20 protein-coding genes are annotated in these 23,860 nt (G+C 35.9%); 10 read left to right on the plus strand and 10 right to left on the minus strand.

The genetic code is table 11. The features are described 5' to 3' along the window. The first annotated feature begins 203 nt into the window (after window positions 1-203). The 6 genes from MWJ95_RS24440 to MWJ95_RS08690 all read left to right on the plus strand — a co-directional run bounded on the left by MWJ95_RS24440 (window position 204) and on the right by MWJ95_RS08690 (window position 6,764). Window positions 204-335, plus strand: a complete 132-nt coding sequence (locus MWJ95_RS24440; RefSeq protein ID WP_283175734.1) for a hypothetical protein — start codon at window positions 204-206, stop codon at window positions 333-335. A gap of 46 nt (window positions 336-381) precedes the next feature. Continuing rightward, on the plus strand, window positions 382-1,128 hold the full coding sequence (locus MWJ95_RS08670) for an energy-coupling factor ABC transporter permease (protein ID WP_249105048.1): 747 nt from the start codon (window positions 382-384) through the stop codon (window positions 1,126-1,128). Between the two features lie 3 nt (window positions 1,129-1,131). Next, a complete protein-coding gene (locus tag MWJ95_RS08675; RefSeq protein WP_249073747.1) occupies window positions 1,132-1,404 on the plus strand; it encodes an energy-coupling factor ABC transporter substrate-binding protein in 273 nt (90 codons plus the stop codon). A gap of 5 nt (window positions 1,405-1,409) precedes the next feature. Further along, a complete protein-coding gene (cbiQ, locus tag MWJ95_RS08680; protein ID WP_249073746.1) occupies window positions 1,410-2,180 on the plus strand; it encodes a cobalt ECF transporter T component CbiQ in 771 nt (256 codons plus the stop codon). Beyond that, a complete protein-coding gene (locus MWJ95_RS08685) occupies window positions 2,180-3,016 on the plus strand; it encodes an energy-coupling factor ABC transporter ATP-binding protein (RefSeq protein WP_249105050.1) in 837 nt (278 codons plus the stop codon). The genes cbiQ and MWJ95_RS08685 overlap by 1 nt, the downstream gene beginning before the upstream one ends. 262 nt (window positions 3,017-3,278) lie before the next feature. Next, complete coding sequence (locus MWJ95_RS08690; RefSeq protein WP_249105051.1) at window positions 3,279-6,764, plus strand: S8 family peptidase; 3,486 nt, start codon at window positions 3,279-3,281, stop codon at window positions 6,762-6,764. A gap of 196 nt (window positions 6,765-6,960) precedes the next feature. Here MWJ95_RS08690 and MWJ95_RS08695 read toward each other — a convergent pair whose 3' ends face one another. Both MWJ95_RS08695 and MWJ95_RS08700 read right to left on the minus strand, forming a co-directional pair. After that, complete coding sequence (locus tag MWJ95_RS08695; protein ID WP_249073743.1) at window positions 6,961-7,401, minus strand: GNAT family N-acetyltransferase; 441 nt, start codon at window positions 7,399-7,401, stop codon at window positions 6,961-6,963. 113 nt (window positions 7,402-7,514) lie between these two features. Beyond that, window positions 7,515-8,612: a glycosyltransferase family 4 protein gene (locus MWJ95_RS08700; protein ID WP_249105053.1), complete on the minus strand. Its 1,098-nt coding sequence runs from the start codon at window positions 8,610-8,612 to the stop codon at window positions 7,515-7,517. A gap of 269 nt (window positions 8,613-8,881) precedes the next feature. Here MWJ95_RS08700 and MWJ95_RS08705 point away from each other — a divergent pair, with 269 nt between their 5' ends. From MWJ95_RS08705 to MWJ95_RS08715, 3 genes are read left to right on the plus strand one after another with little or no spacing between them, the layout of a single operon-like run. After that, window positions 8,882-9,481 carry a glycosyltransferase family 2 protein gene (locus MWJ95_RS08705; protein ID WP_249073741.1) on the plus strand — a complete coding sequence of 200 codons (600 nt, stop codon included), beginning with the start codon at window positions 8,882-8,884 and terminating at the stop codon, window positions 9,479-9,481. Between the two features lie 21 nt (window positions 9,482-9,502). After that, window positions 9,503-10,531, plus strand: a complete 1,029-nt coding sequence (locus tag MWJ95_RS08710; RefSeq protein ID WP_249073740.1) for a polysaccharide biosynthesis protein — start codon at window positions 9,503-9,505, stop codon at window positions 10,529-10,531. After that, window positions 10,528-11,379 (plus strand): SDR family oxidoreductase, encoded by an 852-nt coding sequence (locus MWJ95_RS08715; protein WP_249073739.1) that lies wholly within the window; start codon window positions 10,528-10,530, stop codon window positions 11,377-11,379. The genes MWJ95_RS08710 and MWJ95_RS08715 overlap by 4 nt, the downstream gene beginning before the upstream one ends. Before the next feature lie 310 nt (window positions 11,380-11,689). Here MWJ95_RS08715 and MWJ95_RS08720 read toward each other — a convergent pair whose 3' ends face one another. The 7 genes from MWJ95_RS08720 to MWJ95_RS08750 all read right to left on the minus strand — a co-directional run bounded on the left by MWJ95_RS08720 (window position 11,690) and on the right by MWJ95_RS08750 (window position 21,072). After that, window positions 11,690-13,063 (minus strand): MFS transporter, encoded by a 1,374-nt coding sequence (locus tag MWJ95_RS08720; protein ID WP_249105055.1) that lies wholly within the window; start codon window positions 13,061-13,063, stop codon window positions 11,690-11,692. Window positions 13,064-13,127: 64 nt separating this feature from the next. Then, window positions 13,128-14,411, minus strand: a complete 1,284-nt coding sequence (locus MWJ95_RS08725; protein WP_249105056.1) for a (Fe-S)-binding protein — start codon at window positions 14,409-14,411, stop codon at window positions 13,128-13,130. Next, entirely contained in the window at window positions 14,404-15,816 is a 1,413-nt protein-coding gene (locus tag MWJ95_RS08730; protein ID WP_249073736.1) for an FAD-binding oxidoreductase, read from the minus strand. The genes MWJ95_RS08725 and MWJ95_RS08730 overlap by 8 nt, the downstream gene beginning before the upstream one ends. Window positions 15,817-15,949: 133 nt before the next feature. Beyond that, window positions 15,950-16,645: a FadR/GntR family transcriptional regulator gene (locus tag MWJ95_RS08735; protein ID WP_249105059.1), complete on the minus strand. Its 696-nt coding sequence runs from the start codon at window positions 16,643-16,645 to the stop codon at window positions 15,950-15,952. A 469-nt stretch (window positions 16,646-17,114) separates the two neighbouring features. Continuing rightward, window positions 17,115-18,227 carry a DUF4261 domain-containing protein gene (locus tag MWJ95_RS08740; protein ID WP_249073734.1) on the minus strand — a complete coding sequence of 371 codons (1,113 nt, stop codon included), beginning with the start codon at window positions 18,225-18,227 and terminating at the stop codon, window positions 17,115-17,117. A 486-nt stretch (window positions 18,228-18,713) separates the two neighbouring features. Beyond that, a complete protein-coding gene (brnQ, locus tag MWJ95_RS08745) occupies window positions 18,714-20,063 on the minus strand; it encodes a branched-chain amino acid transport system II carrier protein (RefSeq protein WP_249073733.1) in 1,350 nt (449 codons plus the stop codon). Between the two features lie 28 nt (window positions 20,064-20,091). After that, window positions 20,092-21,072, minus strand: a complete 981-nt coding sequence (locus MWJ95_RS08750) for a proline racemase family protein (RefSeq protein ID WP_249073732.1) — start codon at window positions 21,070-21,072, stop codon at window positions 20,092-20,094. A 338-nt stretch (window positions 21,073-21,410) separates the two neighbouring features. Between MWJ95_RS08750 and MWJ95_RS08755 the strand changes: the two genes are divergently transcribed. Further along, window positions 21,411-22,385 (plus strand): proline dehydrogenase family protein, encoded by a 975-nt coding sequence (locus tag MWJ95_RS08755; protein WP_249105061.1) that lies wholly within the window; start codon window positions 21,411-21,413, stop codon window positions 22,383-22,385. Between the two features lie 50 nt (window positions 22,386-22,435). On the opposite strand, the gene MWJ95_RS08760 is transcribed toward MWJ95_RS08755, so the two are convergent. Next, window positions 22,436-23,767 (minus strand): AAA-type ATPase lid domain-containing protein, encoded by a 1,332-nt coding sequence (locus MWJ95_RS08760; protein ID WP_249073730.1) that lies wholly within the window; start codon window positions 23,765-23,767, stop codon window positions 22,436-22,438. Window positions 23,768-23,860: the final 93 nt, after the last annotated feature.

The raw sequence follows: 23,860 nt of genomic DNA on the forward strand, positions 1-23,860 counted from the left end.
GAGGATGGGTGTGCGGCTGAGCAGATTAGAATTTTATTTGCATTTTTTAGCTATGCACTTTTCCACTATCGGAGAAGTGCTTTTTTCATTCAGAAGAGACTCCATCTCAAGATAGTAAATGAGTACAGATATGGTCCCAATCGGGCCAAAACACCTACTGAATGAAAAAAAGCCTCTGGCGGATGTCGCGGATTTTTAAAGGAATGAATTGTGATTGCACAATTCAAAATCCGAATGCATTATTTATCTGTGCGAAAGCAAAGCGACAGCTACAAATGGTTTCTGTAGCGAAAGCAAAGCGACAGCTACAATTACGCCAAGGCAAAATTATATAGCCTCGCATACTATTTCGAAAAATTTTAAAGCTAGGAGGAGAGATTTTTGAAATTTTCAGGTTGGAAGCTTAGTTATTTCTTATTGGCATTTTTATTCGTGCCAAATCGTGCATTTGCGATGCACATTATGGAAGGCTTTTTACCAATTGAATGGGCCATTTTTTGGTGGGTGGTATCGATACCATTTATTATTTTAGGATTACGTTCTATTCGTAAAACTATTGATGAAAATCCTGAAACAAAAATGATATTAGGTCTATCGGGTGCCTTTGCTTTTGTGCTATCAGCCTTAAAAATCCCTTCTGTAACGGGGAGTTGCTCGCATCCGACAGGAGTTGGGCTTGGGACAGTTCTTTTTGGACCATTGGCGATGAGTGTTATCGGGACAATCGTATTATTATTCCAATCTTTACTTTTAGCACATGGTGGACTTACAACTTTAGGCGCTAATGCATTTTCTATGGCAATTGCTGGTCCTATTATTGCTTATTATGTTTTTAAGGGTTCACAAAAAATAGGTTTATCATTTTCGGTTGCCGTCTTTTTAGCAGCCATGCTTGGTGATTTAGGGACATATGTTGTCACTTCTGTACAATTAGCTCTTGCATTCCCTTCTGAAGTTGGTGGCTTTATAGCTTCATTCACAAAGTTTGCTGGTATTTTTGCGTTGACGCAAGTTCCTCTTGCTGTTAGTGAAGGTCTTTTAACAGTGATCGTTATGAACTTCCTGAAAAAATACAATGTCAGTGAATTAAAAGCTTTACGTATTTTCTCAGCAAAGGAGGCTCATTAAAAAATGAAAAAAAACTTATTGCTTTTAGCCATTGTTGTATTGCTAGCAATCTTCCCTCTATTCATTCAAAAAGGCGCAGAATTCGAGGGGGCTGATGGCGAAGCAGAAGCAGCAATTGGTGAAATCGATGCTAGCTATGAGCCATGGTTTGAAAGTTTATGGGAGCCACCAAGTGGTGAAATTGAAAGCTTATTATTCGCTCTGCAAGCTGCTATTGGCGCTGGATTTATCGGCTATTTTATTGGCTTAATGCGTGGCAAACATAAAGAAGGTTAAACGCCATGTTACTCATTGATAAGTATGCTTATATGAATAAACTAGCATCTGTTCATCCGCTAGAAAAAATGGCGTTATCCCTTGGACTACTTTTATTGTCGCTTATCATGAGAGATGAACGAATTTCACTCATCACATTTCTTGTGATGAGTGCTTTTATCATTTTAGTCGCAAAAATCCCTGCCAAATATTACGGCAAATTATTATTGCTACCTGGATTTTTTTTACTATCAAGTTTAGCATCCATTTTAATTTCTATAGGGCCAGCAACAAGTTCGCTCCCTTCAAACATTTGGTCATTTTCTCTTCATAATTGGACAATTTTTGTAGGTAGTGCGAGCCTAGTGACAGCACAACAGCTTTTTTTCATCGTCCTTGGCAGTATTAGCTGTTTGTATTTTTTAATTCTCACAACATCTGTTCAATCCATTTGTTACGTTTTGCGACAATGGCGACTTCCTACTCTGTTTGTAGAGCTAGTAGAGCTAACGTATCGTTTTATTTTTATCTTTTTAGATAGTATGCAAAAAATTCACCTTGCCCAACAGGCTCGATTAGGGTACAGCTCCCCTATGCAATGGCTTCGCTCCGTATCAATGTTGATTGCAGCTTTATTTGTCGAGATGTTCCAACGAAGTCGTGAGCTGAATAATGCGATGGAAGCACGTGGTGGCGAAGCTGTCTATTGGCAGCAGGATGTCAGCTATAACATAAATAATTGGCTAGGTATTGCCGCTATTTTTATACTCCTTATCATTTATGGAGGTTTTTTCTAATGACAGACTTATACTTTGAATTAACAGATTTATCTTACGCTTATGCAGATGGAACTCATGCCTTAACAGATATTACACTTCAGATTCCAAAGGGGAAAAAAATCGCTTTACTTGGTCATAATGGGGCTGGAAAATCAACGTTATTTCAGCATTTAAACGGTATTTTAAAGCCTACTAATGGAAGTATATCCTTTTGCGGCAACGAACTTAAGTATAGTAGAAAAGCATTAAAAGAATTGCGTCAACAAGTTGGTATTGTTTTTCAGGATGCGGACAACCAGCTTTTTTCTGGCACAGTTAAGCAAGATATTGCATTTGGACCGCTGAATCTTGGCTGGACAACCGAAAAAATTGAAGAAAAAATGGCATGGGCTGTCGCTCAAACTGAAGTCGAAGCACTACTAAATAAACCAATCCATTTTTTGAGTGTTGGACAGAAAAAACGTGTCGCTATGGCAGGAGTTCTGGCAATGGAACCATCCATTTTATTATTAGATGAACCGACAGCTGGACTTGATAATTATTTCAGTGCTCAAGTTTTACACTATTTAGCCTCGTTAGAGAACGGTGAAAGAACAATTTTACTAGCTACTCATGATATCCCATTAGCCTATGAATGGGCAGATCAAATAATCGTGATGGAAGCTGGGAGAATTATTTATAATGGAGATCCAGTCGACATGTTTTTTCAAGAGGATTTGCTTGAAAGAGCTCATCTTGAACGCCCTTGGGTTTTCGAAATGGCCCTTGCCCTACAAAATAAAGAACTATTTGAGAAAAACATCAAAATGCCTCGTTCGAAGGAAGATTTACAGAGACTTATTGAACAGCTGTAAGGCAATTTGACCAACGCCAATTGTGCCAAACCACTCCCCTACTCTCATCTCACAAATCAAGTAGGAATGGTTCCAGCAGACTATATATATTTATGTGCTGTTTTTAGTTCTAATCGTAATAGCACTTTTACAAAAATTTATAATGGAAAAATATAGAATGGTTCTTTTGGAAAAATATACGCTATTTACGAAACTTTTCTATTACTCATTCGTAATAGTAGAGATGGCTCAAATAATGAACACACCCAAGGAGGAAAAACAGTTGAAGAATTGGAAAATGAAATCATTCGCTATAGTAGCTTCTGCAGCACTAATGGTTCCTGCTACTTCAGCCTTTGCCGAAACACCGCAAAAAACAGCAAAGAACCAAGAGTTAGTGAAATTAGCTAGTAACAAGGACCAAGCATTCAAGAATCAAAAGGAATGGATTAATAAAGATACTATTATCGTAAAACATTCCGGTCTTGATAAAAATGTGCACAAAAAAATTGGCTCAAAAGTGATTCGATCTATTCCTTCATTAGGTTACGATGTTATCCAACTTAACAAAGGAACAAGTTTAGAAAAAGCAGTTTCATATTATGCTAAACAAAAAGGGGTTAAAAGTGTATCTCCAAGCTATGTTTATCATTCCTTTGGCACACTAGAAGATCCGAAGAAAAAAGATATGTATCACTTAAACTTACTTCAAATTGATAAAGCACTAGAATTGGCAGGTAACAATGAGGTAAAAGTGGCAGTTATTGATTCTGGTGTGGATTTTAAACATCCAGATTTAAAATCTCAAGTACTTCCATCCTATAATGCAGCAGCCCCTGCCAATACTCCTATTCCTAGTGAGCACGGAACACATGTAGCAGGAATTATTGGTGCAGCAAAAGATAATGGCATCGGAGGACATGGGATTAATCCTAACGCTAAGCTTCTTCCAATTGATGTATTCAACGGAAAAGATGGTATATATGATTTCGACATTGCACAAGGAATACTTTACGCGATCGAGCAAGGCGCTGATGTGATCAATATGAGCCTTGGTGGTTACGGAGAATCTCCTTTAATGCAGGAAGCAGTTCAAAAAGCAATTGAAAAAGGCGTTACCATTGTAGCAGCTGCGGGAAATGAATCGACAGATCAATACTCCTTCCCTGCTTCTTACGAAGGCGTTATTAGTGTAGGTTCTACGAATGATAGAAACAAACTATCAAGTTACTCTAACTTTGGTCCATCGGTTGATCTAGTAGCTCCAGGTGAAGAGATTTATAGTACAGTTCACGATCAGAAAGGATCATCCTATGTAAAATATAGTGGAACATCGATGGCATCTCCTGTTGTTGCTGGTGTAGCATCCCTATTAAAATCAAAACATCCGGATTTAAAACCTTATGAAATAGAAGCAATTCTAGAAATGACTGCAAAGGATTTAGGGGACAAGGGCTATGATCTTACTTACGGAAATGGCCTTGTAGATCCTGTGAAAGCATTACAGTTTAATATTAAAAATCTACCTAAACAGTATTCAGAAACAAAAGAAGAGCGTCTGAAAAACGCAAAAGTCCTTAAAAAGGATATATTTAATACTGAAAAAGGTGCATTTAAGCAACCTGACGAAATAAACTGGTACAAAGTTGATTTAGAAGCAGATGAGTATGCTCAACTGACATTAAAAGGTGCAAACAAATATGACTATGCATTTGATTTGTATTTCTACCCTGAAGGTAACAACGAAGAAGTAGAACCAATAAACATCAATGATGTTCGTGTAGGCAAGCAAGAAGGATACCTATATAAAGCAGATCAAAAAGGAACCCTTCTTATTGGCGTGAAGGATCATAATGGTAGCTATAGTTTAAAAGGCGAATCTAACTACACTTTCACAGCCCAAACGACTAATAAATTACCTATTGATTCATTAGATATGGATCATATGGATACTATTGAAAAATTCCCCTTCAGTACAGCTGGGAAAAACTATACCCTACTTTCTGAAGATCATCTAGGTGACAAAGATTATTTTACATTTTCAGTGAAAGAACCAACGACATTGAAATTTGATTTAACTGGTATTCCAGGTGTTACAGCATCTATGGAGCTATATCTAAAAGAAGATATGGTTAATGATGAAGTCGATGATGAAGAATTCGATGAGGCCTATCCAATCCGCACATCTTATGGCACGGATAAAGGCGAAGGAGTAAACTTAGTTGTCGATGCTGTGCCTGGTGAAGAGTATGTAATAAGTGTATCTAATACAAATAGTAGCACTTTTTCACTTGATATGTTCTTTAGCGGCGGTATTAATACCGAAGAAACTATTAGTGAATCAATCATTCCATACACATTAAAAGGTGAAGTGGTTACCCTTCCAAAAGATGAAGACGGCCTTTCATTTAATGGAGAAACGCAAGAAATCAATGTACAAAAGGATGTTTTACCTTTAACTGAATATAATACTAAAAAACGTAATCAACTAAATGATTTCATGAATATCTTCATGAATCCAGGTGCTATGGAATTACCGGAAAACGTGGACCAAATTATGGACCAAGCGATTCGTTTTGATATTGGTCAGGATCAAAAGGCATACTTCCAAACAGAAGATGATGAAGATTACTTCACATTTACAGCTAAAGAAGATGCGGTATACGGTTTCAAAATTCAAAAAGGTATGAACCAATCACCAGCTGGTACGATATTTGAATACGATGAGGAAACAAATGCATTAAACCCAGTTACTTCTTTAACGAATGACATGGGGATACTTGGTCTACTTTTTGGATCAACAAGTGATCCAAACGATGCGAAGACAGTTGCATTGAAAAAGGACAAAACTTACGTTGTAAAAGTAATGAATCTTGGTGACCGTTCCGCTGAGCCATATACACTTAAAACAAGTAAAATGGCCGCTGTTCCAGAGGAGGATAATCGAAATAATAATTCACCAATAGCTGCTAAAACAATTCGACCTGGTATCACTTACAAAGATCACCTTATCTATCAAGATGATACTGATTTCTACTATTATAAACAAAAGGGCAAAGATGAGGTAATGAGTCTTCTTGTTTCATCTGTACCATTTACGAAAGAACAGCTAGATCAATTACCTAAAGAACTTCAACATGACTTAAAGTTTTCAGGCTCTATTATAGAAGATACAAATGGTAATATGGAAATTGATCCAAAAGAAATGGCCACAGAAATTCCATTTGGACAAGGTGAGGACCTTCTTCAAATACTGCTTGGTCTTGGCGGGACAACAGATCTAAATACTTCTTTTAAAGCAAAAAAAGATCACGGTTACTTTATTGTTCTTAACGGCAGTAATGTTGGACAACTATCAATCCAACCATATAATTTAACTTTGGTTGATCATAAAAATGTAGATGAAGATGCAGATTCCAAGTTAGTTAACGGTATACCGACAAAACCAAACGTACTTAAGAAAAAAGACGGTAAATGGGTTGCGACTCAATATCTAAATGCTGGTGTTCCATTTGGAGATAAGGACTATTTTGTATTTACAAACGACAGCAAACGCAATGTATTCTTCTCTCTTCAAACAGAGAAAGCACTAGATGGTGTCATCCGTATTATTGATGCAAAAGGTAAAACAGTCGAAACGTTAGATCTTTACGGAGCAGGAGATGCTGAGGTAGGTACAGTCGAACTGGATAAAGGAACTTACTATATTGAAGTGAGTGAATATTACGGTAAAGCTAGTACTCAACCTTATACACTCGAAGTAAAATAAGACATCCTTGGACTGAAAATTAGTAGAAAAATAGAATTTTCGGTTGAAGAGAATGTAGAAAGACTGAGGCTGGGACAAAACTGGCCAAAACTTTAAAAAGCGCAAGAAATCAATTTTTGATTTCTCGCGCTTTTTTGATGTGAAATTTTTATCCTTTAGCTATAACGTTTAAATGACTACTTCTAGATCATCTTTTCTAGCTAAAATATTTAACATAGTTACTATATTGATCCTGCATCATTTCAAGCTTTTCATATAGCTTCCGCGCATTCACATTATCAGGTGCCGTTTGTAGTGTTACATAACGAGCATACTGCTGCTCACAATATTGAAATACCTTTTCCATTAATGCCTTCCCCACCCCTTGGCCTCTAGCATCTTCGGTTACATATAGATCATTCAATATATATGCGCGCTGCAGTGCAATGGACGAAAATGTTGGATATAATTGTGCAAATCCGATTGCTTTGTTCTTTTCCACAACTATAAAAATAATAGATTCTTGTAAGGCCATTCGTAGTTGTAAAAATGCCTTGGCACTGCTTACATCTGATTCAATCCCATAGAACTGGCGATATTCATCGAAAAGTATTGTTAGCTCCTCTAGTTCCTTCATTGTTGCCTGAAGTATTTCCATCTTATTCTCCCCTTGTGTCTGCCCTTGATTGTCAAAATATGAATCTAACTTTATTATAAAGAAAAAAGTAGAACAAAGGAAAGAATACCATCTTTTTCGAGCAAAAATACGCCTTAACTCGGTTTTCCCTCTAAATACTTCGCCACTTTTTGCACAATCTGCTTCCAATTTAATTCCGCTCTTGCGAATGCTTGGAGGTGTTCGCAAGTATCAGCCAATAAAGCTTCCTGGTTTGTTACTTGCTGCAATGTCCGTCCAACACTTTGCCAATCATGTGTCGGATGTATTGTTCCGTAACGTTGATGATGAGTAATATCTGAAGCCCCATCTACATCGGTCGTCACAATATAACAACCATTTTTCGCTGCTTCAGCAAAGACATGAGCATAGCATTCTACTAAGGAAGTTAGGCAAAAAATTTTAGCCTTTCTATATTCCTCCTCCAATCGCACCTTATCATAAATCGGTCCCAAAATTTTGACATTCGCTGCAAATGGACTTCCATCAAGTACGTTCAACAGCTCCTGTCTAAACGCCTCTGACATTGGACCTATTAAACGAAACTCCCAATCTGAAAGTTGTGCTGCTAAAAATGCTTTTACTGCTAATAGAATTTGTTTTTCAGGAGCATCCAAACGACCAACCGTTACGATTCTATTTTCTTTCTCTTTAAATGAAACAGGGACTGTTTGGAACATTTCATAAAAGCCGTTAGGAATATGTTTAATATCCAAATTCGAAAATTCATGAATTGCATTTTGAATGGATTCACATTCAGAGGATAATACATCACAAAGTTGGAGTAACTCCAAAAAATAAGGATACGTTTTTAATCGATTTAACCAAAACCGATTAACATCTAGTTTCATATAAATTTTTCCATTCGGGTTAAATTTTTTATACGTTTTTAATATCGATAAATACGATGGGTATGGCCCTATTGCAAATGCAATATCGATGTCCTTTGCATGCTCTATTAAATAGCTATTCATATTTGCAACATAGTCATCCTCAAACGGGATATGTTGAAATGTGACAGCAGGAAAGGTTTGTTTCAATAATTCTTCATTCATTTCAGTTGCTAAAATACTAACATCATAGCCTAAATATTCACCTAACAAAATAGGCACTAGGCACAAATCCTTGAAAAGATGTGCGTCGGAGAGCTTATACGATTCCACACTACATATGAAGGCTATCTTTTTTGACATAATATCCCCCTCTTTTAAATGAAACGTTTTATTAAATTATGATTTCTTGTTCAATAATGTGAAAAGATTAGTATAAGTACCATTAACACACTAGTAAAATTGCCTTTCTCTCTTATCAATAACTAACAAATGTCAGCAATTGCCTACAGAACAACTCTTTCAACGCATATAGTAATAATGAATCCTTTATGTCAATCAAAGTAACCGTATAGACTTTATAAAACTCCTGCTAAACACTTCTACTAATAATAAAAGAATCGAGGTTTTACATGAAAATTAGCTTTTTATCACCAGCCTACAATAGTGACGAGTGGATATTGACAATGTTAGAAAGTATTCCTAAAGAATACGCCTATGAAATTATCGTGTGCGATGATGGCTCTACCGACAATACATTAGCCATATTAAAGGACTATCAAAAAAACTGTCCTGCCTTAAAAATTATTACTCACCCAACTAATTTAGGTGCTAGTGTAGCCTATAATCGATGTATCGCAGAAGCTACTGGTGATTACGTAGCTATCATTGATAGTGATGATCACTACTTACCCGCTATTCGAAACGTCTTAGCTCAAGTAGATGGTCAGTTTGATATTTACTATTACAACATGTTAATAAAGGACGGCTATGCATTTATAAAGGATGAATCAAACCAATACACATTACCTGGACAATTTAAAATTATCCGAAGAAGTTTTATAGGTGATGCAACCTTTACTGTAAGGAAAGATATTGCCGGGGATTGGGATTTTAATTGTGCTTTAATGGATAAAAATCCGACAAGTAAATATACAAATGAATTGGCATACTGGTATAACTTCCCTAGGGAAAATTCTGAATACGATTTACATCGAAGAGGATTAAAATGATTCATTACTTGAGGTGTGACAATGTTTAAAGATAAAGTTCTTCTCATTACAGGGGGTACTGGCTCTTTTGGTAATGCAGTATTAAAGAGATTTTTGAATACAGACATTAAGGAAATACGCATCTTTTCAAGAGATGAGAAAAAGCAAGATGATATGCGTAAACTCTATCAACATCCGAAAATTAAATTTTATATTGGTGATGTACGTGACATTCAAAGCATTCACAATGTAATGTATGATGTCGATTTTGTTTTTCACGCTGCCGCTCTTAAGCAGGTCCCCTCTTGCGAATTTTTTCCAATAGAAGCCGTTAAGACGAACATTCTAGGTACTGATAATGTTTTAACTGCGGCTATTCAAGCAAGTGTTAAAAAAATTATTTGCCTATCTACTGATAAGGCTGCATATCCAGTAAATGCAATGGGCATTTCGAAGGCAATGATGGAAAAAACGTTTATTGCTAAGTCAAGAATGGTTAATCCAGATAAAACATTGATTTGCGGGACACGATACGGAAATGTCATGGCTTCACGAGGCTCTGTTATCCCTTTATTTATCGAACAAATTAAAGCTGGCAAGCCTTTAACGATTACAGATCCAAAAATGACACGCTTTATGATGAGTCTTGATGAGGCAGTAGAATTAGTTTTATATGCCTTCTCACACGCTGACAACGGGGACATTATGGTACAAAAATCCCCCTCTGCACATATCGAGGATTTAGCACAGGCTTTACTAGAAGTTTTTCAAGCTAAAAATAAGATACAAACAATCGGAACACGACATGGCGAAAAGATGTACGAAGTATTATTAACAAAAGAAGAAGCTGCAAAGGCCATTGATGTGGGGAATTTTTATAGAATCCCTGCAGATAACCGAGATTTAAATTATGGAAAATATCTTGATGAGGGCTCTCCTAAAATTACGTTAACCGACGAATACAACTCTACTAATACGAAAATACTGTCCGTCGCTGAAATAAAAGAAAAATTATTAAAGCTTCCTCTCATTCAAGAAGAATTACAAAATTGGACAGGAGGAAAACCTTGAAATTTTTAGTACTTGGAGCTACTGGAATGGCAGGCCACACAATTTCACTCTATTTGTACGCCCAAGGACATGAGGTAACAACCTATTCACGAACTGCCTTTTCATGCGGCAATAATATTACGGGAGATATTACAGAAACAAGTTTTTTAAAGGCACTTTTATTCGATCACGAATATGATGCTGTAGTCAATTGCATCGGTGTGTTAAATGACGCTTGTGAAACGGACCGCGAAAAAAGCGTATATCTCAATAGTTATTTGCCTCACGCCATAGAAACTTTATTAAAAAACAGTAACACCAAGCTTATTCATTTGAGTACAGATTGTGTATTCTCAGGAAAAGCAGCCCCCTATCATGAAAAAAGCCTTCGCGACGGGGAAACCTTTTACGATCGTTCGAAGGGACTAGGAGAAATCGAAAGCCCACAACATCTGACATTTCGTAACTCTATCATCGGCCCTGATCTGAAGGAGGATGGCATTGGCCTTTTTAATTGGTTTATGAAGCAGCACGATACTATTCACGGCTATACCGGTGCAATATGGACCGGGGTTACGACCCTAACGTTAGCAAAAGCAATTGAACGTGCAGCAATTGAAGGAACAACTGGCCTCTACCACCTCGTCAACAATAGCAGTATTTCAAAATTTGAGCTGCTGAAATTATTCAATACGCATTTCAAGGAAAATAAAGTAACAATCCAACCATATCCCCTCGTAAACATTGATAAAACACTAGTCAACACTCGAAAAGACTTTTCATTTACTGTTCCTAGCTATGAAGACATGATCCTTGAGATGAAAAACTGGATATGGCAACATAAAGATTTATACCCCCATTATTTTTAAATGGAGGTTCAAGTTGCTAAAGAGAAAGTACGGAGACCATGCAGAATGGCCACGAGCTATAGAAAGAACGTATAGTCAGTCATACCTTGATTAACTAAATCATAGCACCGTCATTTAATTCAAGTGGAGCACCGTCTTTTTTGAAAATAGCTGAAATTCGGTTGTACGTCAAAAGTGGCAAAATCGCATTAAAACGACGGAAATTTCCATTTCTATTTCTATTGAACTCTTTAGTAGGATGAAGAAAGACTAAAAAAACAGCTTGTTGGATTTTAATAATCACAAGCTGTTTTAATAATTTAATAGTTATTTAAGAGAAAATATTAACACTATCTTCTTTTACATTCCCTTTAACTTTTTCTGTTTCTTTTACTTTATTTTTATCCCCTTTTTTCTCAACGTCTTTTAAGAAAATAATCATGATAGAACTAATTAATAATAATGTACTTAAAAAATATAATCCGACCGTCGTTGTATTAAATGTATCTTTTAAATACCCCATCATATATGGTCCAACAAAACCACCTAAGTTACCAAATGAGTTAATCATGGCAATACTTACCGCAAGTAAAGACGGCGCCAATAACAACTGTGGATAAGTCCAGAATGGTCCTTTGAAACTATACATTCCTGTTAAAGCAAATGTAATCAATACCATAGATAAAACAGGATATGCACTAAATACCCCTGCACCAGCTAGCGTAATAGCAGCAATCAATAAAGGGAAAGCAGAGTGGAACTTTCTTTCTTTCGTACGATCTGAGTTACGTGACCATAAAATCATCACAATTGTCGCTACGATATAAGGCACCATAGCAATAAATCCAACTTGTGTATTTGATAAGTCATCTGAGAATCCTTTAATAATTTGCGGCATCCAATAACCTACGCCCAAACTTCCTGTCAAATAAACAAAGTAAATAATTGATAAATACCATACACGCCAATTTTTAAATGCTGCAAAATGACCATCTTGTTTTACAGCTTTACTTTGCTTTACATTTTTCTCATTTTCAATTGTCTTCGTTAACCAAAGCTTTTCATCATCATTTAACCATTTTGCATCCATTGGCTTGTCTGTTAATAATTTAAATGCAATAAATCCACAAAGAATAGCTGGAAATGCCTCTAAAATAAACATCCAACGCCATCCTTCAAAACCTAAGAAATAGAAATTATCCATAATAAGAGTTGATAGCGGTGCTCCTATGATATATGAAACTGGAATGGCCACTGAGAAAATAGCAATGGCAGAGGCTTGTTCCTTACCTCTGAACCAATAGGTTAGATACAAAATAATTCCAGGGAAAAATCCCGCTTCTGCAACCCCTAGCAAGAATCGAATAATATATAATTGCACTTCAGTTTGTGCAAAAGCCGTACAGCCCGAAATGATACCCCATGTAATCAAAATACGCGCAATCCAAATACGTGCGCCAAACTTCTCCATTAAAATATTACTTGGAATTTCAAATACAAAATATCCTATGAAGAAAATTCCTGTTGCTAAACCGAAAACCTGGCTTGTTAAACCTAAATCTGCATTCATTTCTAAAGCAGCATAACCTATATTTGCCCGGTCTAAGTATGCTAAAATGTAACATAAAATCAAGAACGGCAAAATACGTATAGATACTTTTTTCATTAATTTACGCTCGTCAACTTGTGGTAAATTATTTTCCATAAACTATATCCCCCACTTACCTATTTTCTATATTTAAGCCCCTTTGTGAGAAGCAAAATACCAATTATATATGGATATCACATGCATCAGCTAGAACTTCTACTAGATGATAAACTTCTACTTTGTCATTCATTTTTTCACGTTCAATACCAAGCTTCATTTGCAAATGACAGCCCGGATTCGATGTAATAATCCATGCTTTTTCTTGATGTAGTGTATTTTTTACATGAAGCATCTTTTTATCTAAAATCGCCATTGATGCTTCATAATTTATAAAATTATAAATTCCAGCTGAGCCACAGCACATATCTTTTTCAAGTAATGGTACATATGAAATACCCGGAATTTTCTGAATTAATTCAACAGGCGGTGTAACACATTTTTGAACATTTGTCATATGACATGAAGGTTGATAGGTGACAAGCTGCGAAAACGATTTTTCAAATGGTAATTCTACTTGATTTAAAAGGACACTTATATCGACAACTTTTTCAGCAAAGGCCTTTGCACGTTCTGCCCATTTACTATCATTTTTCAATAAAACATCATATTCAATGAGCATTGCTCCACAACCACCAATACTATTAACTATATAATCAAATTGATATTTTTCAAAAATTTCAATATTATGCTTCGCTAACTGTATGGTTAAATCATGTTCACCGCTATGATTATGCAATGCTCCACAACAACCTTGCTTTGGAACTACACTTACATCACAATGAGCCATCTGCAATAATTTAATACTTAACGTATTAATTTTTTTAAACATCGTATCCATTACACAACCTGTAAAAAATCCTACATTAAACTTTTTAATTTGCTTAGATTCATAAAATGATTGTCTTTTGTGACGTTCTACTTCTGGTAATATGTTTTCAAACGCTTTCATTTTTTCTGGAAATACATTCAATATATTTGATTTACGAACTACTTTTTGTACTCCTGTTTTTTGATAAAGACTTAACCCGACTTCGCCAATTTTTAGTATTTTTTTATTTGGAATGATATGTTCAAACAACATATACTTAATAAGTTTTTGACGTTTTTTCATTCTCTCTTCATTATAAGTCACTAAACTTGCAACAGCCGCTTCTAAGATCGTGCCATATGGAACATTGGAAGGACACGCTGTTTCACAAGCCCTACACCCAAGACAAAGCTCAATACCTTGTTCCATATCTTCATAAGAAATTTTCCCTTCAGCAGCCATTTTCACTAAATTAATACGGCCACGTGGTGAGTGTTTCTCTTTTTTAAAGGTAATATAAGTTGGACAAGCAGGTAGACAATAGCCGCATTGTACACAGCTAAGCGTTTCTTTATAAGCAAGTTCTTGTTTAACCATTTGTTAACGAAAATTTTTGCCCTTTTTCAGCAAAAATCTTTCCTGGATTTAAAATATTATTTGGATCCCATGCTTGTTTAATTCGTTTCATCATATCTACCCCTACCTCACCTAGTTCCATTTCTAAAAATGGTGCCTTTAATGTACCTATTCCATGCTCACCAGAAAGTGTTCCACCAAGTTCGATGGCTGCTTCAAAAATTTCTGTTACCGCTTTTTCTACCCGTTTCATTTCCTCCAAATCATTTGCATCTGCAATAATATTTGGATGTAAATTCCCATCACCAGCATGACCGAAAATAACTAGCTCAACGTCGTATTTTTGACGAATTTCTTTTAATCGCGTAAACATCTCTGGAATTTTACTTCTCGGAACCGTTGCATCTTCTGAAATTTTTGTCGGTTTATTACGAACAATTGCTGGTGACACTAGCTTACGTGCCTTCCATAAAGCAAGAGCTTGCTCTTCTGTGTTAGCAATTTCTACTTTTCGAGCGTTATACTTTGTACATACTTTTCTAACAACTTCAATTTCTTGTTCAATTGCTACTGGATGCCCATCTAGTTCTATTAAAATCATAGCCTCTACATCTATTGGTAGCCCTGTCGGTTGATATTCTTCAACAGCTTGAATAGACGCTTGATCCATAATTTCTAATTTAGCAGGTATAATGCCTGCACTTAAAATATTAGAAATACTATGCCCAGAATCTATCAAATTGTCAAATAATGCCATTAATGTAACTGTGGCCTGTGGTTTCGGATAAAGTCGTAGCGTTGCTTCTGTTATGACAGCAAGTGTACCTTCTGATCCAACAATCAAATTCGTCACATCGTAACCGGTTACATTTTTAATCGTTTTTCCACCTGTACGCATTACATTTCCCTCAGGCGTTACGACTTCTAAGCCTACTACATAGTCTTTCGTCACTCCATACTTCAACCCTTTAGGTCCTCCGGAATTTTCCGCAAGATTACCACCAATCGTAGCAATATTCATACTACTTGGATCTGGTGGATAAATTAAGCCATGTTTGAGTGCGGCATCATTAATTTGCTTCGCTGTAACACCTGGTGAAACTACCACAAGCATATCCTCTGGAAAAACTTCTAATTTCGATATCCATTGAGAACAATCTAAAACAATACCGCCTTGTACAGGTAAAGGTCCACCACTCAAACTCGTTGATTGCCCTCTTGGATACACTGGCACTTTATAATGATTCGCTATTTTCATAATATTTACTACTTCATCAGTTGTTAAAGCTTGTACAGCGATATCAGGCATATACGAACCAAAAGAGGCATCATATGAATAACTTACTAAATCTGCTGGATCTCTCATAACTCGTTCTGCGTCTAAAATAACTTTTCTAATTTCACTTTCTACTTTCTGTAGCTCCATTTAATTCCTCTCTCTTCTATTAGTAATATGAGCTCTTTTCAATTAAGCCTGAAAACTAATCACTTCATGAAAGCCGTAAAGGACTTCAAAAATAATTTTTTGTTTACATTTATAAAACACATTCAATACTGTGTTATTTCAAGGATTCCAATTTATTACGGGCATTTGTTAAATGTAAAATCATCGCACTACTTGCCGCGCGTGCATCTTTTCTCTCAATTGCTTCTACAATTTTTCTATGCTCTTCTAATACTTCATTACGCTTTTTTTCTAACCCTAAGTTTTTTGATAAAGAAAATTGTAGCGCCTTTATATACAGTTCTGAGAGATTATTTTGTGTATCTATAAAAAATTGATTGTGAGAAGCTTGCATAATTAATTTATGAAAAGCAAAATCAATTTGTTGCCCCGTCTCATAATCACATTTATAAACCTCTTCAAATTGTTGAACTGCTTCTTTTAAAGCTTCTACTTCTTCTTCTGTACGACGTTCAGCTGCCAAACTTGCTGCACTGGACTCAATATGTATACGAAACTCTAATAAATCAAGAATTTCCTCTAAAGAAATGACTTCAAAGCGAATTGGCTCTAACATATCTGATAAATTGACCGAATTAATACGACTTCTCCCACCCTGTTTACCGGAAATGATACCAGATACCTCCAGAACCTTTAAAGCTTCTCGAATAGGTGCCCTACTTACACCAAAATGTGTAACTAAATCATGTTCACTTGGCATTAAAGACCCGACAGATAATTCATCATTTTTTATCATTTCTAATAATTCTTCCAACACCTGATTTGAAATACTTTTACGTTCAATCATCATATAACCCTCTTTCTAATACATCGATACACTCGAGTTGTTAACTTGTAATACAAGTATACAAATTATTACCTTATTTTTCTACATCTTTTTATGAATTTTCTTAATTTTTTTACTTCACTTTTAATGACAAAGGATTCACTTCGGCTAATTGTATGCGAATAGTTACACTTAACATTTTTGCAGCATTGTGAAAAAACAAACTAGAAGTCTGTAGAAACAATTTCATTTTTCTATCCTTTTTAACGTGTTTCAAAAAGGAAAAAGCACTTCAAACCCTTGTTACCAAAGATTTGAGGTGCTTTTCAATTGTTTTAAACGTTTTCGCTGGGACATTGGCATTACTCGGATTGTTGAAGTTTAGGTGTATAATTCACGGACATACAATATGTATGTATTCAAATGCCTCGTACAAAATATTTTTGATATTGCAGCAAAAAAAACACCTGCTACGGTGTCTTTTGGCACGAGACTAATAGTTGATTTTGAGCGTATCCCCATCGACATAAACTCCCTTGGAACGGGAAATCGGCAACTTTTGCTCTGCTGAAAAGCCGATCGTTTCTCCATCCCTTAAAGTGACGTTCTCTTCTACTATATATCCAGAAATAGCAATCAAAAAATCACGCAGCTCGGCAGGAGATGCTTGGCTGTCCAAGATTTCAATTTCATCCTTGCCAAAGGCTTTTAGCCCATAAGTATATCCATCTACCCCGGTTTCCGTTCCGACCAGGCCGAAATAAACCAGATTCAGTAAAGGAAACATGTCGTCATTCTTCATGACTTCAGCCATATCTAGAAAAAGTTCAGGCTGATATACGGTGCCGCCTGTATAGATCCCTATTGCATTAGGAAGCTTCAGACAACTAGCCGCCAGCTTAGTGTAAAGCTTGCCACTGTCCAGCGGAGAGCCCGAGCGAGTAATTGCCGCCAGAATGATTTGAGCTACATGCGTTTGAGTAACCTCCACGGCTTCCTTCCATATGTAGTTTCCCTGTGCATAATGCTCAGCTTCACCATCTGGGACGGGAGCATCGACAAAACTAACCGCTAACATGCAGTCGTCCACTTCAAAGACTAAAGTGCCTTCCTTATCCTCATCCTCTGCCGACGAGCAGGAGATGTTCCAATCACTCAAAAGATTGGCCTTGATCTGATCAATGTCACATTCTCCAGTGTTAAGCAGAACAAACCCATTAAAAATACCAGATCCATCGTCTTGGGTTTCCGTCTCGTCCTCCATAGATTGCGTAGCTTCATAATCTGCAGCCTGTTGCATCCAGTATTCTCGGATCATTTCTACCATCTTTACAGCTTCTTGCTCTGCGGTCGCAGGGTCATATGGTTGCATTTCGCTAAATATATGGCCGCAATGCTCGGTGTCAGACGGGTCCTCATAGCCCCCACATACGCCAAGGAGCCATTTTCCGAGCATTGTTTGTTTATACTTGAATATGTAATAGTGCATATCATATAAATCAAACTCTCCTGCAATTTCTATTTTCCTCGGTTGTTGCCCAAGTTCGCGTTCATCTGCAAGCCAATCAATCATAGATTGCATTGCTGCTTGTTGTTGAGCCGTCATTAATTTCTCCCCTTTATGAATGTATGATTCTACAATTATACTACCAACTTTTAGGAAGATGAATAATGCATCGATAATTTCCCTAAAAATTAGTAGATTACTTCTATTTTTGTTTCTCTTCCATCCGGGGCTTTGGGCCGACTAATGTCTTTTATGCGAAAGCGAAGCGGCAGCAACAACAGTACGATGTTAAATTCTTAGCCTGCGTTTCCCCTCTAAAAGGGAGCTTAAATCAAATCTATAGTTCTTGACATTGAAGTAAAGCTCTAGTTAGTTAAATAGGTATTATTCATTACGTTTAATTAGTTTAGTTTTAGTGAAAACACCTGCAACGATTGTGACATTCTACCAAACGATATAAGAAGATGAAAAACAATTAAAGAACCTGTTCCTTCTAAACGATTCCAATTAAAAATGTGCCTTTTTAAGTAAAAAGGCACATTCAACAACTTTTTAAATGCAATTATTATAATACTATCGTTTCACTTAATTGGATACACTATTACTACTTTGTACAACATTTTTATTGCTAAAAAGATAGCCAATAATAGCACCTAACAGACCTGTAATAAGCCAACCTGCACCTGATGTGAATAATGGAATAAAGGCAAATGTAGAGTTAATTTGTTCTACCAAAATATTAGCATCCTTTAATGCATCTAATACTGCTATAAAAGCAGTACCTATCATCGTTCCTACATATACGCTTTGTGCTCCCCCAAACCATTTCTCTGTAAAAATAAGGATGATTAAAGTAATAGCAATTGGATATAAAAGCATTAATACTGGTGAAGCCATCGATAAAATCTTTGTTAAACCAAAGTTTGTAAATACAACACCTAGTAAGGAGAAAATAATTAACCACTTTTTATATGAAATACTTGGCATAATGCGGCCAAAATATTCAGCAGTGGCAGCTAAACAAGCGACGTTTGTTGTAATTCCTGTTAAGAAAATTACGATTCCAATTAAATAAATTCCGATTTGACCAAATAAAGTTTTCGCCGCTAAGGCTATAAGCTCTCCTCCATTTGATACATAACCAACAGAACCTACACTCGAAACGCCAATCCAAGCCATAGATACCTGTAAAGCAACTAAACCAACAACCGTAATAATCCCTGCTTGAAAAAATACTTTGGAAACGTCTTTTTGTGTCTTCAAATTCAACGATTCAATTGATTTAATAAAAATTCCACCAAAAACGAAGGCAGCAAGTACATCCATTGTGTAATAGCCTTGTGTAAAGCCCTTTAAAAAAGCAGCCATCGTTGTTTCATAGCCAGCCGACTCTACAGGTGCTTGTGCAGAACCCATTGGTGTAATAATTGACTTTGTCACAATAATAACTAAAAGCACTGTAAAAATAGGTGTCGCAATTTTCCCTAAACGTTCGACAAGCTTAGATGTTTCCCAAGATAAATAAATTGTCAAAGCGATAAAAGCAACTGAAAAAAGGAGTAAAAATAATGTATGGTTCGCATCACTTGGGAACAATTGTTTTAATGCAATTTCATATACAACCGATGTTGTACGTGGAATCACATAGAACGGTCCTAATGCAAGGAATAGTAAAATAGAAAAAGCCACTGCAAACTTTGGCGAAACGCGATTCGCTAAACTTTCTACTGTACCGCCACCTTTATTTAATGCAACGATTGCTAAAAGAACTAAGCCCACCCCTGTAATTAAGAAGCCTGCCATTGCAATTGGCGTATTGTTTCCTGCCTGCTGCCCTACAATCGGTGCAAAGATAACATTTCCTGCACCTAAAAACATAGCAAACAACATGAATCCAATGACTAGAATTTGAACAAAGGATACCTTATTACTCATATAACCGCCCCTTTTCCTGTTATTTTATTTAAACAACAAAACCTTCTGGATAAATATCTTTATTTTGAAGTATGAATTTATGCTCCCCAGTAATCCAAGCTGCACCGCGAATAGCTGGAATGATTGCCTCATAATCTCCCACATTCGTTTTGCCTAAAATTCTGCCTGTAAACTGTGAACCAATAATACTTTCTTGAATAATCGTATCTCCTTCTTCCAATGAAAGCGTTGCCATTTTTGCGCATGTACCTGTTCCACAAGGAGAGCGGTCAATTTGTTCATTCCCAAAGACAACAACATTTTTATAGTGGCTATTTGTAATTTTTTCTGAAATCTCTACTAAGTCAACGGACTTGATGGCGTCAATCGACGGATGTTGAATATCGATGTTAGCATTGACATAATCCCTTATTTTTTTGGCGTACTTTAATATTTCTTGTTTATTTTGTAAATCTATTACTATCTTTAACTCGCTTGCATTTACTATAGCGAAAAAACTTCCTCCGAAAGCAATATCAAGCTGAACTGTACCTAGCTCATTCAAATCAATTTTTAAATCCTTATGTAGTACAAAGGCAGGTACATTTTTAAATTCAACTGCTTCAACTTCATCACCGTTATAATAAACAGAGCATTCCACAATACCTGATGGTGTATCCACTAATACTTTATCTTTCTTTTCAATAAGCCCTTTATTAATACACATAGTGACTGTACCAATAGTTCCATGCCCGCACATATTCAAATAAGCACCACTATCCATGAAAATAACGCCAATATCACACTGTTGATTAATAGGCTCAACTAGAATAGATCCAAACATATCTTTGTGCCCACGAGGTTCATTCATTAGTAACATTCGTAAATGATCATAATTTTCCTTTACGAAATTTTTCTTTTCCATCATTGTTTTGCCAACAATTTTTGGAAACCCATCCACAACAATACGTGTTGCCTCCCCTACAGTATGTGTATCAATTGTTTTGATTTCATACTTATAACTACTCATATAATTCCCTCCCCAAAAATCAAAAAATATTTTAAAAAAATAATAAAATATACAAAATAGTAAATTTAGGAAATTCTATTTTAAAAATTATTCACCCCTTTTAGAATTTTCTAATAAATCTATACATCACAACATAAAGCATAATCACTCGTTTGAAAAGTTTTTTTTCGTCAAAAAATTATTTTTTACTTATTTTCAAGTCTGTAGAAATTCAATAAACACAATAACCCACGACCCGAAAACACTCTGTAAAATAATTTTTTGAAATTTTACAGTTTTCTTTTTTTAGTGTTATAATCGCCAAGAAATTTAAATTCATTGTTTTAGGAGGATTTTATATGGCATTACGTGACTTTTTTATTTACTTATCAGAGAACCAAATGCTTAATGGTGCAGCTCAAAGATATGGTTTACGAATGGGCGCACAAAGCGTTGTAGCAGGCACAACAATTCCAGAGGTCGTTCAAACAATTAAAGAATTAAACAAAGCAAACATTTCTTGTACAGTAGATAATCTTGGCGAATTTGTCTTTGAGAAACCTGCAGCAACAGCAGCGAAACAAAATATTTTAGCCGTGATACAAGCTATCCATGATGAACAATTGGATGCACATATTTCCCTTAAGCCTTCACAGCTAGGTCAAGATATTGATATCGATTTTTGCTATGAAAATTTAAGAGAAATCTTGGCACTTGCACATAAGTACGATATATTTGTAAATTTCGATATGGAAAACTATGCACGCCTTCATAGCTCATTTGACTTACTAGAAAAGCTACACCAAGAGTACGATAATGTGGGTACGGTTATTCAAGCTTACTTCTTTGAGTCAGAGGAAAATATTGAGAAATACAAAAACTTCCGTCTCCGAATCGTAAAAGGGGCTTACAAGGAAGATGATCGAGTTGCTTATCAATCAAAAGATGATATTGACCGCAATTATTTAAAACTAATCGAGCAACATTTGCTAAACGGTAAGTTCACATCCATTGCAACACATGACCACCATGTAATAAATCATGTGAAGAAATTTGTTAAAAAGCATAATATTCCGAATGATAAGTTTGAATTCCAAATGTTGTATGGCTTCCGAAAAGATATGCAATATGAATTAGCGAAAGAAGGCTATAACTTCTGTACATATTTACCTTTCGGTAGTGATTGGTACGGTTATTTCATGAGACGTCTAGCAGAGCGCCCTCAAAATCTAACACTTGTCACAAAACAAGTATTTACTAAAAAAACAAATACAGTAATTGGTCTAGGTATTACAGCCTTTGCCCTTGGTCGTCTATCTAAAAAGGTCAAATAATTCAACACTTAAACTCTTCTACACTTAAACTCAATGAAAAAGCGAAAACATCATGAATTAATGTTTTCGCTCTTTTTATTGAGTTTATAGTTTTTCACACGATACTGTAAACTTTGTCGCCGTATACCTAATGTAGCCGCAGTTTTTGAGATATTGCCTTGGTGAAAATCTAATGCTTTTGAAATATAATACTCTTCCACCTCTTTCATATAGACATCAAGTGGTCGAATATCATTTGGATTTTTAATAATAAATAAATCCGCATTCTCTTCCACCCCATCATAAATCTGCTGGATTTTCCACCTAAAGTAAGCTGGTAGCATATGTAAATCCACTACAGTTTCATTAGTCAAAAGGGAGGAAATTTCATCAAGTAACACTTCTAACTCCTTTAAATTTCCAGGCCAATCATATTTCAAAAAGATCTCTTTGACTTCTTCCGATAACCCCTGAATGGATGAGCCAAAGCTATCACGATGGCGATGGAAGTAATCATCAATAAACGGCATGATATCTTCTTTTCTCTCTCGTAATGGGGGTACATAAATCGTAATCCCTGAAAACAATCGATATAACTCCCTAGATAACATTTGTTCTTGAATTAAATCAATCGGGTCTTTGCCCACACTAGCAATCAGCATATGCTGATGATGCGAATGGTTGTTAAACAATTCTACAATTTTTTGTTGCGCAGCTAAAGATAGATACTCAATCCGTTCTGCGAAGAACGTAATACTTTCTTTTCCAGCAATGTTTTTTTCAAACTGCTTTAAAATGGTGTTTTCATCTCTGCGGCAAATTAATGTAATAAACAGATCGTTTTGCACTCTTAAATCATGATGAATGCCCTCAGCAATCATATCAATTCCGGTACCCGACTCCCCTATTAACACAGCAGGCATCCGACTCAATGCCACAATTTTTGCTTTTTCAATAACATCTCGCATCACTTCTGATACTGCGGTAATAATTTCAAAAGTCAGCGGAGCACCATATCTTCTTAATGGCTGGTACATCATATATTCAAGCTGTGTAATATCTCGTGCAAATTCGACAGCTCCTATTAAAGCTCCTTCATAGTGCAATGGATAAATATTACTAATATAGGTGACTTCTTGATTTTTTTTATTCCAATACGTTTTTTTTACATTAGGTATTGGCGATTCAGAGCTTAAAACTTTATAAATATCACGTTTCTCTGATTCAAAATCAATAATTTCGTATGCTCGTCTCTTCTCAAATTCGTCTTCATCCACGCCTTCTAATTCTCGCATTTTTTTATTATAGATGAGCAATTTTCCCTCTGTATCCACAACACAAATGCCCATATCCCCTTTTTCAATAACGTATTTATAAATATTTAATAAAATATGATTTTCCATCTTGTCCTCCTATATACGCCTATCCCTCCCAATATTTTAACATTTTGCATGAATGGTAGACATGCAAATTGAAAAATTCCGAAAATTATTGTT

This window comes from Lysinibacillus sp. Bpr_S20 (assembly GCF_023337835.1).
Lineage (GTDB): Bacteria > Bacillota > Bacilli > Bacillales_A > Planococcaceae > Lysinibacillus.

Bases quoted from the DNA above. Each gene is read 5' to 3' on its own strand.
- cbiQ (WP_249073746.1), top strand. From the start codon at position 1,410: ATGTTACTCATTGATAAGTATGCTTATATGAATAAACTAGCATCTGTT.
- MWJ95_RS08755 (WP_249105061.1), top strand. From the start codon at position 21,411: ATGGCATTACGTGACTTTTTTATTTACTTATCAGAGAACCAAATGCTT.
- MWJ95_RS08705 (WP_249073741.1), top strand. From the start codon at position 8,882: ATGAAAATTAGCTTTTTATCACCAGCCTACAATAGTGACGAGTGGATA.
- MWJ95_RS08695 (WP_249073743.1), bottom strand. From the start codon at position 7,401: ATGGAAATACTTCAGGCAACAATGAAGGAACTAGAGGAGCTAACAATA.
- MWJ95_RS08700 (WP_249105053.1), bottom strand. From the start codon at position 8,612: ATGTCAAAAAAGATAGCCTTCATATGTAGTGTGGAATCGTATAAGCTC.
- MWJ95_RS08760 (WP_249073730.1), bottom strand. From the start codon at position 23,767: ATGGAAAATCATATTTTATTAAATATTTATAAATACGTTATTGAAAAA.
- MWJ95_RS08740 (WP_249073734.1), bottom strand. From the start codon at position 18,227: ATGACGGCTCAACAACAAGCAGCAATGCAATCTATGATTGATTGGCTT.
- MWJ95_RS08720 (WP_249105055.1), bottom strand. From the start codon at position 13,063: ATGGAAAATAATTTACCACAAGTTGACGAGCGTAAATTAATGAAAAAA.
- brnQ (WP_249073733.1), bottom strand. From the start codon at position 20,063: ATGAGTAATAAGGTATCCTTTGTTCAAATTCTAGTCATTGGATTCATG.
- MWJ95_RS24440 (WP_283175734.1), top strand. From the start codon at position 204: ATGAATTGTGATTGCACAATTCAAAATCCGAATGCATTATTTATCTGT.
- MWJ95_RS08710 (WP_249073740.1), top strand. From the start codon at position 9,503: ATGTTTAAAGATAAAGTTCTTCTCATTACAGGGGGTACTGGCTCTTTT.
- MWJ95_RS08735 (WP_249105059.1), bottom strand. From the start codon at position 16,645: ATGATGATTGAACGTAAAAGTATTTCAAATCAGGTGTTGGAAGAATTA.
- MWJ95_RS08730 (WP_249073736.1), bottom strand. From the start codon at position 15,816: ATGGAGCTACAGAAAGTAGAAAGTGAAATTAGAAAAGTTATTTTAGAC.
- MWJ95_RS08750 (WP_249073732.1), bottom strand. From the start codon at position 21,072: ATGAGTAGTTATAAGTATGAAATCAAAACAATTGATACACATACTGTA.
- MWJ95_RS08685 (WP_249105050.1), top strand. From the start codon at position 2,180: ATGACAGACTTATACTTTGAATTAACAGATTTATCTTACGCTTATGCA.
- MWJ95_RS08675 (WP_249073747.1), top strand. From the start codon at position 1,132: ATGAAAAAAAACTTATTGCTTTTAGCCATTGTTGTATTGCTAGCAATC.
- MWJ95_RS08725 (WP_249105056.1), bottom strand. From the start codon at position 14,411: ATGGTTAAACAAGAACTTGCTTATAAAGAAACGCTTAGCTGTGTACAA.